Here is a 13,212-nt window from a genome sequence, read left to right as displayed (position 1 = left end):
CCCTACTTTCTTTCCATAGAAAAAGATGCCTCTAAAAGGCATCTTTCTAACTTCTTATACATTAGCGCGAATTGTTTCTAATGTCGAACGATCTGCTTTTTTCACTAATTCAACAATTAACGCTTTGGCAGCTGCGTAATCATCTATGTGAATAATAGACGCTGATGTATGAATGTAACGTGAGCAAACACCAATAACTGCACTTGGTACACCATCGTTTGCTGTATGCACTCGTCCTGCGTCCGTTCCACCCTGTGATACGAAGTACTGGTAAGGGATATGATTTGATTCGGCAGTATCTAAAATAAATTCTCGCATGCCACGATGTGTGACCATTGTACGATCTAAAATACGAAGCAATGTACCTTTACCAAGTTGTCCAAATTGACTTTTCTCACCCGACATATCATTGGCAGGAGAAGCATCTAATGCAAAGAATAAATCTGGTTTAATCATATTTGCTGAAACTTGAGCACCACGTAAACCAACTTCCTCCATTACATTGGCGCCTGAATATAAATGGGATCCTAGTTTTTCGTTTTTGACTTCTTTCATTAATTCAATTGCTAAACCACAGCCATAGCGGTTATCCCACGCCTTAGCCATAATTTTTTTCGGATTCGCCATTGGTGTAAATGGACAAATTGGAATGATTGATTGTCCTGGACGAACACCTATAGCCATTGCATCTTCTTTGTTGTCAGCACCAACATCAATTAGCATATTTTTTATATCCATTGGCTTGGCACGTTCTGCATCTGTTAGTAAATGTGGTGGGATGGATGATACAACACCAGGAATTGCACCATTTTTCGTATATACTTCTACACGCTGAGCAAGCATAACCTGGTTCCACCAGCCACCTAACGTTTGAAAACGAATCATTCCATTATCTGTGATAGAAGTAACCATAAATGCAACTTCATCCATATGGCCTGCAACCAATATTTTCGGCGCATCAGCAACATCACTGTGCTTCACACCAAAAATACCCCCTAAATTGTCTTGAACGATTTCATCCGAGTACTTTTCCAACTCAGAACGCATGAACGCACGTACAGCATGTTCATTACCCGGAGCCCCTGGCAGTTCTGTTAATGTTTTAAATAATTGTAATGTTTCCTCATTCATGATGACTCTCTCCCCACGAAGTAGAATATTCTTCCTTGCCTATTGTAACACATTTATTTCCGAATTCGAAATATTGATAAATTTCCTAAAACTGCTAAAGTGTGAACGTGCATTCACTCTATTGGCTATGCTAAAATAAAAGTATAGAAAAAGGAGGAAAAGAGTATGAAATTACGTGATTTTTTAATTGGTGTTGCAACTGGCTTAGCTGCCGCAGTCATTATTAAAGAAGCTAGTGAAAAAGTTTCTCCGTTCGTACCTGCAGGACAAGTACTCGAAAACATAAAAAGAGAATTCAAAAAGGATGCGCCGATTGACGGTTCTTGGATTTTTATGAAAACAGAAGATTTCACAAACGGCATTATGACGATCCCAGTATATCGCGGAGGAATCTCTCGTATGCATGAAGGAGAAATGCAAACCTTCGAATTTGCTGCCGATGCACGCTCTGGTGTTATGGTAGAACTGACAGAAGTTTAACCTTTTATACATTAAAAGAAGCCATCTCATTAAACTGAGATGGCTTGTCTATTTTATTCTGATAGACCTTTATTATTAAAGTATTTTTTATACTTTCGATAATAATTTAAGTTATTTAACGTTAGTTTCACCCAACGCTTGGCATTCATGTCTTCATTAAAGTAAAGGGAATTTGTGTATTTACCCTCACTAATTAATTTTTTCGCTTCTAATTTGAGCTTTTCATTTGATGCATATTTAAACAATACACCTTTAGGAATAATCATCCACAAATGTTTGTCCTGTACATATGTGACATCTTGCTCGATATTTAACATATGGTCATCAGCTACATACTTCATTAAATTATGACCACTTGCCGTTACATAATAGCTAGATCGTCCATTACGTAAATTGATTTCAAATAGCTTATACTGCTTATCTCGAATATCATATTTCATATCGAAATTCGCAAAACCTGTATAACCGATGTCCTCTAAGAAGAAACGTACTTGATCCATTAATTCTTTATCATAGGTTGTAACGATGGCCGCATAACTGCCAATACCTTCAGGAGAATGTTCTTCTAGAATAGGATTACCTAAACACATCAGCTTGACTTTCCCATCTTTCCCTACATAAGCATTTAACACACGCATATAGGAATCATCACCAGGAATAAATTCTTGAATAATCATTGTATCCTGATAAGTCGAGCTATAAATCGCTTTTAAAATAGCCGTTTTTTCCGCTTCATCATGCGCGACAAATACTTTTTTCTTCCCTGGGAATTTACATGCCCAATATTCTACAGAGTTTGAAGCCTTTAAAATAATAGGGTAATCAAATGGTGGTGTAAAGTTTTCATAGTTGTCGGCTGTCACCGTCGCTGTACCTGGATATTTAAAATTATATTGATCACACATTTTATAGAAATTTTCTTTCAATAAAATTTCATCCATCAACGATTCATCAATGTAGGGAACGGTAAAATGCTCTTGTAATGCTGGCTTATTTTTGATAATAAGCTTTGCATAATCGTCTCCACAGGCTAATAGTAATAGTTTTTTATCAGCATGTTTTTTTGCCACTTCTGCAAGTGCAGGTGCAAAAACATCTTGTTCATTTAAACGGTCAATTTCTTGAAATTGTAGGATATGACTATCTTGTGTCGCTGTTAAATGAGAACGTCCTAAAACAAGTGGTTTAATACCGTATGCTTCATAAAATGCACGTGCCATACCATATGCATTCATATCTGATCCTAGTAAAACTGGTAAAAATGGTTGCTCAGTTGCCATGTTTATTTCAACTCTCTTTTGTATTTTAGTATCGTGTTAAGTGTATCATATTTTCTATCCTATTCACGAACAAAAAAGCGAGGCATTGACATTTTATGTGTCAAATACCTCGTCTTGTCTAGCTCTTTTAGAATGTAATAACAGCTTGTCTACTGCGCTCTAGCTTATCAACAATTTCTTTACCTGTTTCATCCCATTTAATCATACGGTAGTAAGCATCATGATAGAAAATAAAGCCATAGTTTTTAGCAAGAGCTTCTTTCATTAGACGCTCTTTGGCAAATACACTTGTCATTGGGTAATCATCGTATGCTAATACCCACAGTGGGTTTTGGTGGGCATGTGTAGGCATAATATCTGCCATATGCAATAATACTTCGCCATTTTGAGTTAGCTTGATAACGGCATGCCCCTCACTATGACCACCTGTATGAATCATTTCGATCCCTTGTGCAACTTCCAACGTACCCTCATAGGTTTCAACTAAGTGCTGTACTGGTTCCCAATTTTCTTTCCAATACGTATTTTTAGAGCGAATATTTGGATTCTGCATTTCATCCCATTCAATTTTCGTTACAAAAATCTTGGCATTTGGGAAAGTTGGTACAAGTACATCACCTTCCCAGTGCGTTAAACCGCCAGCATGATCAAAATGTAAATGCGTCATTAACACCACATCAATATCAGCTGTAGTTAATCCTAGCTCCTGTAAGCTTTCCGCTAATGAGGATTCTTCTGTCACACCAAAGTTCCGTAATTGTTTTTCATTTAATTTATTAAAGCCAACTCCTGTATCAATTAAATAATTTTTGCCCTCATATTGAATAAGAATTGGTTCTGTCGGTAACTCAATTTGATTTTTTTCATTGACTGGATATTTGCGCGACCAAAGTGGCTTTGGTACAACGCCAAACATCGCACCACCATCTAGGCACGTAACACCCCCGTTAAGCCATGATAATGACATATTGTGAAACTGTAACTGATCCATCCATACTCCCCCTACAATTTAGTGATAAATTGTGATTCTAATCGATAAATCGGCTGCCCCTTCGCAGAAAACTTTTCCTCATATTCAGTCATTACATTATCCTCTGGCATATTTGCATGTAGGTCGAGAGATACATACTTTAGTAACATACCATATTCAGACATACTGATTAATGAGTATTCGAACAGTCCACGGTTATCCGTTTTAAAATGGACTTCCCCATTATCCACCAAAATCGACTCATATAATTTCAAAAAATCCTCATGCATTAAACGTCTTTTGGCATGACGTGTTTTTGGCCAAGGATCTGAGAAATTCAGGTATACACGTGATACATCATTTTTATCAAAGAATTTATATAAATCTGCGCCATTTACTTTAAGTAAGCGTAAATTCGCTGGAGATTTCGCCTCAAGAACTTTTTCCAATGCACAAACAATCACACTATCATAAAGCTCAATGCCAATATAGTTGGTAGTTGGATTTTGCAAAGCCATTCCTGTAACAAATTGCCCTTTTCCAGAACCTACTTCAATATGGATAGGTTGATCATTTCCAAAAATGGCCTGCCAGTTTCCTTTAAAGTCTTCAGGATTTGGAATAATCACCTCTGGGTGATCTGTAATCATTTCCTCTGCCCAAGGCTTATTTCTTAATCTCAATGTTGTTCCTCATTTCTTTCTTGTGAAATTATTGATTTTTTTATAGTATAACGTATTCCCTTTCAATTCGCATGAAATTATTGCACAATGATATTTTTAGGAATCTCTAGCAATAACTCTCCATGCATTTTGCTGTACAGTACAGTGAATATTGGTCTCTTGATTAACAACGCCAATATAATTGCCATCCGTATGACAATCAACTTGATGAGCTCCAACAATAATATCAAAGTGTTGTCCTTGTAAAAAAGTAATTTCCTTAAATTTTGTATGCTTTTCAAAAAAAACAGTGACAAAAACAAGTAATAATTTTATACGTGAAATTCCATGCAAGATCGTTATATCCACTTGTCCATCATCTGCTTTCGCAGCAGGTGATATTTTCATACCGCCTCCAAAATAAGGCTGATTACTCATTGCCACAAACCAAGTCTGCTGGAATTTCCATTCTTGTTCACCAGAGCGTATCGTTACGTCAAAAAGTTTAAAGCGAAATAATCCTCTAATGACAGCGATAGCATACGACAGTTTACCTAGCCCTATTTTATTGAGGTAAAACTTGAGACGAGATGTATTGATTAAATTTGTTACAAAGGCATCGAAGCCTACACCCGCATTATTCACAAATATTTCCTTACGCATATCACCAAGCTGAATAATCCCTGCATCCATCTTTACATTTGCCATGGTGGTTCTTACATAGTCCTCTATTTGCCTAGCATGTTGAAATGTTGGGAAAAAGCGCGCAAAATCATTACCAGAGCCAGCACGAACGACACCGATTATTACGAATTCATTATGTACAATACCACTAACCACCTCATGGATTGTGCCATCCCCCCCAACAACTACAAGTAACATGTTATCTTGCTGTTGTTGTGCCCATTGTTTGGCTATTTCCTGTCCATGCCCTTCATACTCTGTAAAAGCTACTTGATAGGTAATTGTTAGCTGCTGTTGAAGCTGAAGCCAAACCTTCTTCCCTTTGCCATTTCCTGCGGCTTCATTAACAATAAATAAAACCTGCATAGATCAACCCTCTGTTGGTGGTGATGCTTGCTGCCAAATATCTCGATTAAAGGAGGTCGTTTGGACAGTATTTAAAATGGTTTCAGCAGCTCGTATTTGCATATGCTTCATAGGCGAGGAGACTTTTCTTAAATGCTCTATCCATTCGTGGTAATTTCGGCGATCAACAAAGCGAACCCCAAATGGTGAACCTGGATAATCAAAATAACCATTCCGAGTTAGTATAACCTTACTGATAGGCATATCAATATTCTCTTGTTTAAATAATTGAGAGAGCACCGATTCCATCCGACCTAAATTAATCGTTGGATTTAGAACTTTTGTGTCTTTTGTTCCCACTTTTTTGATCCAGAAGCGATCACTGCCACCTACATAGACAGCTTGATTTTCAGATTCTAAAACCGTAATGCAAATACATTCCGTTGGTGACATTAGCACTACATCAAGTTCAATAGGGGCTTTTCTTATTTGTAAAATCGGATAATAAAACAACAAGTAATTATCTGGTAACGATTGCAATAACGTCCGTAGTAAAGAATCACGCATGAAGCGAGGATCTACATATGATTTTTCACGTAATGTTGAACTAGCCCATTTCATTTGAAAATGGAAAAATTGATCAATAAACATTCGTTTCAACTCATGGATGGATTGTGGTGCATAGACAATTTTAGGCTCAAATGTGAGCGTCGTTTCTTCTTCTGGAATTGTATCCTCATCACTTACAAGCTCATTTGATATTTCTATTTGTTCAACATTCTCTGTTGTTTCCTTTTGACGGCCAGCAAAGATTTTTTTTAATAAGGAAAACCTTTCTTTTTCCTCTAAAGCATCCGTTTCTGCCTCATTGTCGACATGTTGCCACTCGCTAATATCCTCTCCTAATTCCCACTGACGCTTAATACGCTCCCATTGGCTTTTCTTTAAGCGCACAAATTGTGTTGGATATCTCGCTAAATCAATTTGATAGCGTGAAATATAATCTTGTATTTTCACCAATTGTGCCATGTAACGGTCACTCCATTCTTACTTACCATATCTTTAATTCTCTTTTTATCTTGATTCAGCAAATGTTTGTTTGTACCGACAGCGAAGTGCCATGTACAGATGACACCCTCCTCTAAATAGGGGGCAATGGGTGTTCAAACGTCTGCTGAAATAGGGGAACACCATTAAATGTGCCACTCTTATGGCAGTGTATGTTGCCCCAAAGCCTCCAGTGGGGGCCATATTTTAAGAGATGCCTGCAAGAAGCAGGTCAGTTAACCGTTGTCACAAGACATAACGGTTTTAGTTTAACTTCTACCCGTCAACTCTAAAATTTCTGAACACCATTACACCGATGCGTCATTGATTACGATTGCTTTAGTAGCAAAGAGGCAATTGTATACATTACATCGACATTTGTTCTACAAATTTCAATCTGTAAAATTATTCTTTTCTATCCTTTTTATTTTACATGACCACACCCAACATTACATCCATAAAAAAGAGGACTACCCAAATCGATAGTCCCCCATAAGCGTTTCATTTATTTTGTATTCAAAGAAAGTGGTAGTTTTGCTTCGAAAGCCTGTTGCAATTTACGTGTCCATTCACCTGGAACACCAGCACCGATTTGGTTACCATCAACATCAATAACAGGCGTAACTTCAGAAGATACTGATGAAACAATTATTTCATCCATTGTTAATAAATCAGCCTTTGTCATCGGTTCTTCAGTAACAGGTAATTTAATTTCCTCTGCACATTTTAAAATCACTTGGCGTGTAATACCGTTTAGAATGAAGTTATTAGCTGGATGTGTATAAAGCTTACCGTCTTTAATACCATACACATTTGCTGATGAGCATTCTGTAACGATATCCCCACGATGTAAAATTGCTTCATAGCAACCTTTTTCAGCAGCCTCTTGTTTTGCTAATACTGCTCCAAGTAAGTTTAAAGATTTAATATCACAACGTAACCAACGAATATCCTCTACAAAAGTAGCTTTTACCCCTTTTTCAAAGTTTTCATATGCTCGTTCACCCGTTTTTACGTTACCAGTTAAAACAGCTGGAATGCTCGCATCTGGGAAAACGTGATTACGCGAATTTGTACCACGTGTGATTTGGAAATAAACATGTCCTGTATCTAGATTATTTTTTTCAATTAGTTCATGCAATAATTTGTGTAAAACGTCTTTTGTATAAGGAATAACAAGACGAATTTTTTCGGCGCTCGCATAGAAACGATCAATATGTTCTTGTGCTGTAAACATATTTCCGTTATAAACTTTGATTACTTCATAAATGCCGTCACCAAACTGATAGCCTCTGTCTTCTGGTGATACCGCAATCGATCCTTCTTCAACAATTTGATCATTCCATAATGAATATGCCATGTTTTGTTCATCCTTTTCGTCTTTGAGTTATTTTTTTCCTGCAAGTTCAACAATTGCTTCAGCATAAATTGCCGCTGCTTTAACAAGGTTTTCTACCACAACAAACTCATCTGCACGATGCGCTACATCTGGCTCCCCAGGGAATAGCATGCCAAATGCCACGCCTTTTTTCATCACACGTGCGTATGTTCCACCACCTGTTGATAATAGAGGTGTTTCTTTATCACCCGTTTGACGTCTATAGATAGCTGCTAACGTCTGGATGAATGGATCATCTTCACTAACATAGTGAGGTTTAGAGTCGTCTTGAATGTCTAAAGAAAACCCTTTTTCTACAGTTAGGCGTTGTGCCGCCGTTATTTTTTCATCAAATGGATAGGACACAGAGTAGCGCATACTAATCACCAAACTGCCACCTTTATTGACATCATAGCTTACAATACCTGGATTTAATGTTGTTTTACCTGACATCGCATCCTCAAAGTGTAAATCAAGCTGATAACCATAATGATCCTGATAAAAAACATCTGCAATAAAGTCGACAAATTGTTTACTTGCCTCAGTCGTCAACTCTTGTTGTAAAAATGCTGCAAGATAAACAGCTGCATTGACACCTTTTTCTGGTTCCATTGCATGTGCTGCTTTACCTTTGATAGTTATTATATAGTGAGAGCCCTCCATTAATAAAGAGCCTTCTAGCTGATTTTTACTTAAAAATGTTTGAAAATTCTGTTCGAATTGCGCTGAGACATGCTGAACCGTTGCTTTAGCAAAATCAGGTACCATATTTGGGCGCTTTCCTGCATTTAATAGTAGTAGTTGTTCTTTCGTTGCATCACCCATTTTATTTTGAGAGAACACAAGCTCTGCAATGCCTTTTTCAGCATTGATGAGCGGGAAATCCGCATCTGGTGCAAATCCAAATGTTGGCATTTCCTCCTGTTCAAAATAGTGGTCGACACAGCGGAATCCTGTTTCTTCGTCTGTACCAATAATCATTCGTACTCTTTTTTCTAATGGAATCCCAGCATCTTTCACAAGTTTCATGGCCATCCATGCCGCAATAGTAGGACCTTTATCGTCAATCGCACCACGTGCGTATAACTTACCATCTGCTACAGTGCCGCTGAATGGAGGATATGTCCAATCAGCTTCATCTCCAATAGGGACAACATCAACATGACATAAAATACCTAATAATTCTTCACCAGTACCCATTTCAATATGTCCAGCATAGTTATCAACATTTTTCGTTTGTAAACCTTCATTCTGACCTTTTGCTAGTAACCATTCAAGAGCTTTAAGTGGACCATCTCCAAAAGGTACGTCAGTAGTTATTGTATCCTCATCGAGCACACTATTAATTTGCACAAGCTCCTGTAACTCTTGTATTAATTCATCTTGCCTTTCTTTTGCAGCTTGTAACCAATCCATACCATGTACCTCCTTCAAAGTATTAACATTATTCTACACCTTACAACATATATGACAATCATCTTTCTGACAACTATTTTCAGTAACTTCTACTGACACTACCACATATAGCATGTTTTTCACTTATTCCCACAAAATACAGTATGAATTTTATATTTCAAATGTAAATTTCTCTTGCATTCACTAGAAAAACAAGTAATTTTTCTATATAATAAAGTTATCAGAATAATTGTTCTGACTATAAAAATAGAAAAGGGGATGTCTAAGGCAGCTACTTATTAGCCTAAGTGCACTCCGCACATATTGTCGTCCGCTAGTCTTTGCCAAGTGAATTAAGATGAAGGAGTGGTTCATTTAATGAAACCAACTACTGATCGAATGCTTAATCGTATTAAAGACGTGTACATGTTTATTTTAGACAAAGGAACCGTGTCTACACAGGATTTAGTCGAAGAGTTTAGTATCACTCCTCGCACCGTTCAAAGAGATTTGAACGTGTTAGCCTTTAACGATTTGGTGATGAGTCCAAGTCGAGGCAAATGGACAACGACGAAGAAAAAAGTAAAAATGACGTCTTAGTTTTACGTTTTGTACGTAAAGCATTGTGTATGAAAAAAGAATGACCTTTCGTCGGGGTCATTCTTTTTTGTCTTTAGAAGATTATTAGATTTTTTTGCGTCATGTATGAAAGGTGATGATTACTGACTTCTCCACTTAATTGACGGTGCAAAGTGATCATTTCTCTCTCTTCTCATCCAATAGTTGAACTAGGTGATCAAATGTTGATTCCTTGCGTTCATTATCATTGGAAACATAAAGATTCTCGCCCTTTTATGCTCTGTTCTCAACTAAAAATGACCCCAACTGCTCCTTCAAGATGATTTTGACTATTTACAGTTGCTTAACAATCCGTTAAACTCGAAACATTCTAAATGTTGAGAGGAGGACTTTATATGAAATTGTCACAGTTGTTTCATCCATTAGTTTGGATTATTTTAGGTGGAACCATTTTCACACGGATTGCAAGCTTTATGGCAATGCCTTTTTTAGCTATTTACTTACATAATGAAATCGAAGCCTCCCCTTTACAAATTGGGTTGACGATTGGTATTGCGCCACTCATTTCCACTGTTGGTGGATTTTTTGGAGGTTATCTAACAGATCGTTTTGGTAGAAAAAGTGTTATTCTACTAACGATTATCGTTTGGAGTCTTGTGTTCTTTGGCTTTGCAACGGTCCATGCTGTTTGGCTCTTTGTACTATTCAATGCATTGAATGGTCTTTGTCGTTCATTTTTTGAACCTTCCACACAGGCATTAATGATTGATTTTACACCTGCTGATAAACGAAAAAGATTATTTTCGCTACGCTATACTGCCATTAATATTGCAGCTGTAATTGGTCCGATTATTGGTGTGTATATCTCACAGCTATCAAGCCCAAGTATTCCTTTTATGCTGACAGGCATTATGTATATTATTTACGCTGTATTTTTATTTTTCGTGTTAAATCGATATCAAATGCAGCAACCAAAAGCTGCTGCTCCAACAAAGATGCTAAGCACTTTCACAATCCTTTTGACAAATCGTGTGTTGCTTAGCTTTATTTTTGGCGCCATTTTAATTAATATCGGCTACTCTCAATTTGATTCTACGTTACCACAAATCATTGAACTGACAATTGAGGATGGTACAAAACTTTATTCCTTATTAATCTCTCTCAATGCAGCGGTGGTCTTACTATTACAACTACCAATTAGTATCGTGTCAGAACGATTTTCATCGTCCTCAACATTGTTAGTTGGTGTCTTTTTCTTTGCTCTTGGTCTTTTTATGTTCGGATTCTCCAACAATTATACGCTCTACATTATCGCTATGATTATTTTCACGATAGGCGAAATCTTTGCATTCCCAACGATGAATGTCATGATTGATGAAATCGCGCCTGATACTCAAAAAGCAACTTATCTGGGAGCTGCGCAATTTAAAAATTTAGGGGGCTTTATTGGACCAATAATAGGTGGTTGGCTATTGACTCATTATATGAATGCGATGTTTGCTGTCATCGCCATTCTTGTCTTGTGTAGTTGTTTCTTTTATAGAACAAAAACAACAACAAAATGATCAGTTACGCCAACTCTTCCCTTTCGGTACAAAAAAATTGCTGAATCAAGAAAACGCTCCATTTCTACGAGAATAGCTAATACAGCTATCGAAAGAACGGAGCGTTTTTTTTAAATACTATAGTCTTCGTCAGCAGCGACCTCTGCATAACTAGAGTATTGATCTTTACCAGCATTTTTGGATTGATATAGCGCTTTATCAGCACGGTCAAATAAGCTCATTTCCGTATCTTCAGCATGATTATAAATGGCACCACCCATGCTCACAGATAATACGGACCATTTTTCAATAGCATGTCCCTCATGTTTAACGGTCCTTATTTGAGCTAATATCGTCTCTGCAACTTGCTGCATATGTTGCTCTGTTGTATCGTACAAGACAATGCCAAATTCATCTCCTCCAAATCTTACGACGAAACCATTGTTAATCACTTCATGCTTTAAAATCCTGGCTGTTTCAATAAGGATATAATCTCCTTCTACATGCCCAAATTGATCATTCACTTGTTTAAAGTTATCTAAATCAATTAACAATAAACCTGGCACATTCGTTTTTCGTTTTCTTAATAAATTTTCAATCTTCCTAATATAAGTAGCACGGTTATAGACGCCTGTTAACGCATCATAAGTGGCTAGATGGATCGTTTTAGATAGAATTTTATTAATAACTAACAGCATAATTAAGGAAATCAGTATGGCTATGGACAATAAAATCCAAAACTGTTTCGTATTTTTTTTGAGTGCCTCTATTTTTGTGAAATTGCCATATTTCACATAAACAATCCTTTTCGAAGACTCCCCTCTTATATTCTCCGCTTCATAAGGTAAAAAAAGATTCGTTTCTATATAACCATTTTTAAAAGCCCTTTGATACTCAACTGGCTCCATCTTTCCCCTTGCCTTCTTAAAATACTTTTGAAATTGTTTCGACTGATCTTTGACTGTTATTTTATTCGACTTAGAATCATCAAAAAAAACTCCACCTGCATTAATGGTTTGCACTTCTACTAAATTGTCGTATTTAGCTACTAAATTTTCTGCAGTTTTCTCAAAATTGAAGGTTTGAAAGACTGGGTCATCCAGTAAGTCTATACCTAGTTCAAGAAGATACTTCTTATCGTGCGTTGCTAAATAGCCAAATTTTCGGTATTCACCTGTTGTTGTTGAAATATCGATTCCGTCTGTAAAAATTTCCCCACTAGCACGTCGTTCATCCAACAAAGCAGAAAATCGTTGGCAGCAAAGTGAAAAATTCAAACCAATATCTTCTTCAAACGTCGTGTAAATAACCGTATTAGACTGATCCACTATGTATATATCCATACCTATGTTATTTTTTATTTGCTGCAAATCCCATGTAGCAATAGTAGAGTTTTCGCGATAATATTTTTTTAATTTTATTAGTTCCTGCTCCATTTTGTCCGAAATATTTTTATCAAAATAAAAATGGGCATTATCTACAATTTGCATATCTGTGAGAATATGATTTTCAATTAAAACTCTATTCATAGCAGATTGCTTTTCTATATCTGCTACTAGTATTTGCCTGTTTACATATGAAATCACAGCCACAAGTATGACTGTAAAAACAATTAAAGATAGCAATAATTTAATTCGCAGGTTCTTCATTCATTTGTCCTCTACTTATTTTCACAATTATTTTTTGGAAACATTTAGAGAATGATAAGTTCTATGAC

12 protein-coding genes are annotated in these 13,212 nt (G+C 36.7%); 3 read left to right on the top strand and 9 right to left on the bottom strand.

Translation table 11 applies throughout. The annotated features are described in order from the left end of the window. Positions 1-54: 54 nt before the first annotated feature. Positions 55-1,131, bottom strand: coding sequence for a M42 family metallopeptidase (locus GJU32_RS14710; RefSeq protein ID WP_155592712.1), 1,077 nt, complete (start codon positions 1,129-1,131; stop codon positions 55-57). 165 nt (positions 1,132-1,296) lie between these two features. Between GJU32_RS14710 and GJU32_RS14705 the strand changes: the two genes are divergently transcribed. After that, on the top strand, positions 1,297-1,611 hold the full coding sequence (locus GJU32_RS14705) for a hypothetical protein (protein WP_155592711.1): 315 nt from the start codon (positions 1,297-1,299) through the stop codon (positions 1,609-1,611). Positions 1,612-1,664: 53 nt separating this feature from the next. On the opposite strand, the gene GJU32_RS14700 is transcribed toward GJU32_RS14705, so the two are convergent. The 7 genes from GJU32_RS14700 to pepV all read right to left on the bottom strand — a co-directional run bounded on the left by GJU32_RS14700 (position 1,665) and on the right by pepV (position 9,393). Beyond that, positions 1,665-2,891, bottom strand: a complete 1,227-nt coding sequence (locus GJU32_RS14700; protein WP_155592710.1) for a carboxylate--amine ligase — start codon at positions 2,889-2,891, stop codon at positions 1,665-1,667. A 127-nt stretch (positions 2,892-3,018) separates the two neighbouring features. After that, the gene (locus GJU32_RS14695; RefSeq protein WP_155592709.1) at positions 3,019-3,882 is read right to left on the bottom strand and encodes a YtnP family quorum-quenching lactonase; all 864 of its coding nucleotides are present in this window, start codon (positions 3,880-3,882) and stop codon (positions 3,019-3,021) included. A gap of 11 nt (positions 3,883-3,893) precedes the next feature. Then, positions 3,894-4,544: a tRNA (guanosine(46)-N7)-methyltransferase TrmB gene (gene trmB, locus GJU32_RS14690; protein WP_155592708.1), complete on the bottom strand. Its 651-nt coding sequence runs from the start codon at positions 4,542-4,544 to the stop codon at positions 3,894-3,896. Positions 4,545-4,640: 96 nt separating this feature from the next. Continuing rightward, positions 4,641-5,573 (bottom strand): diacylglycerol/lipid kinase family protein, encoded by a 933-nt coding sequence (locus GJU32_RS14685; protein ID WP_155592707.1) that lies wholly within the window; start codon positions 5,571-5,573, stop codon positions 4,641-4,643. Positions 5,574-5,576: 3 nt separating this feature from the next. Next, a complete protein-coding gene (locus GJU32_RS14680) occupies positions 5,577-6,581 on the bottom strand; it encodes a nuclease-related domain-containing protein (protein ID WP_155592706.1) in 1,005 nt (334 codons plus the stop codon). A 523-nt stretch (positions 6,582-7,104) separates the two neighbouring features. Then, positions 7,105-7,959 carry a D-amino-acid transaminase gene (gene dat, locus GJU32_RS14675; protein WP_155592705.1) on the bottom strand — a complete coding sequence of 285 codons (855 nt, stop codon included), beginning with the start codon at positions 7,957-7,959 and terminating at the stop codon, positions 7,105-7,107. 27 nt (positions 7,960-7,986) lie between these two features. Further along, a complete protein-coding gene (pepV, locus tag GJU32_RS14670; RefSeq protein WP_155592704.1) occupies positions 7,987-9,393 on the bottom strand; it encodes a dipeptidase PepV in 1,407 nt (468 codons plus the stop codon). Positions 9,394-9,750: 357 nt separating this feature from the next. Here pepV and GJU32_RS14665 point away from each other — a divergent pair, with 357 nt between their 5' ends. Beyond that, on the top strand, positions 9,751-9,972 hold the full coding sequence (locus GJU32_RS14665; protein WP_036118795.1) for a DeoR family transcriptional regulator: 222 nt from the start codon (positions 9,751-9,753) through the stop codon (positions 9,970-9,972). Between the two features lie 374 nt (positions 9,973-10,346). After that, complete coding sequence (locus tag GJU32_RS14660) at positions 10,347-11,516, top strand: MDR family MFS transporter (RefSeq protein ID WP_155592703.1); 1,170 nt, start codon at positions 10,347-10,349, stop codon at positions 11,514-11,516. Between the two features lie 110 nt (positions 11,517-11,626). Here the strand turns inward: GJU32_RS14660 and GJU32_RS14655 are convergent, their stop codons facing one another. After that, a complete protein-coding gene (locus tag GJU32_RS14655; RefSeq protein WP_155592702.1) occupies positions 11,627-13,144 on the bottom strand; it encodes a GGDEF domain-containing protein in 1,518 nt (505 codons plus the stop codon). Between the last annotated feature and the right edge of the window lie 68 nt (positions 13,145-13,212).

The organism is Lysinibacillus cavernae, assembly GCF_009724685.1.
Lineage (GTDB): Bacteria > Bacillota > Bacilli > Bacillales_A > Planococcaceae > Lysinibacillus > Lysinibacillus cavernae.
The sequence above is the reverse complement of the archived record's forward strand: the minus strand, read 5'-3'. Positions and strand labels throughout refer to the sequence as shown.

What these genes read in the sequence shown, in the direction of transcription:
- GJU32_RS14710 (WP_155592712.1), bottom strand. Translation starts at nt 1,131, where the DNA reads ATGAATGAGGAAACATTACAATTATTTAAAACATTAACAGAACTGCCA.
- GJU32_RS14705 (WP_155592711.1), top strand. Translation starts at nt 1,297, where the DNA reads ATGAAATTACGTGATTTTTTAATTGGTGTTGCAACTGGCTTAGCTGCC.
- GJU32_RS14700 (WP_155592710.1), bottom strand. Translation starts at nt 2,891, where the DNA reads ATGGCAACTGAGCAACCATTTTTACCAGTTTTACTAGGATCAGATATG.
- GJU32_RS14695 (WP_155592709.1), bottom strand. Translation starts at nt 3,882, where the DNA reads ATGGATCAGTTACAGTTTCACAATATGTCATTATCATGGCTTAACGGG.
- GJU32_RS14685 (WP_155592707.1), bottom strand. Translation starts at nt 5,573, where the DNA reads ATGCAGGTTTTATTTATTGTTAATGAAGCCGCAGGAAATGGCAAAGGG.
- GJU32_RS14680 (WP_155592706.1), bottom strand. Translation starts at nt 6,581, where the DNA reads ATGGCACAATTGGTGAAAATACAAGATTATATTTCACGCTATCAAATT.
- dat (WP_155592705.1), bottom strand. Translation starts at nt 7,959, where the DNA reads ATGGCATATTCATTATGGAATGATCAAATTGTTGAAGAAGGATCGATT.
- pepV (WP_155592704.1), bottom strand. Translation starts at nt 9,393, where the DNA reads ATGGATTGGTTACAAGCTGCAAAAGAAAGGCAAGATGAATTAATACAA.
- GJU32_RS14665 (WP_036118795.1), top strand. Translation starts at nt 9,751, where the DNA reads ATGAAACCAACTACTGATCGAATGCTTAATCGTATTAAAGACGTGTAC.
- GJU32_RS14660 (WP_155592703.1), top strand. Translation starts at nt 10,347, where the DNA reads ATGAAATTGTCACAGTTGTTTCATCCATTAGTTTGGATTATTTTAGGT.
- GJU32_RS14655 (WP_155592702.1), bottom strand. Translation starts at nt 13,144, where the DNA reads ATGAAGAACCTGCGAATTAAATTATTGCTATCTTTAATTGTTTTTACA.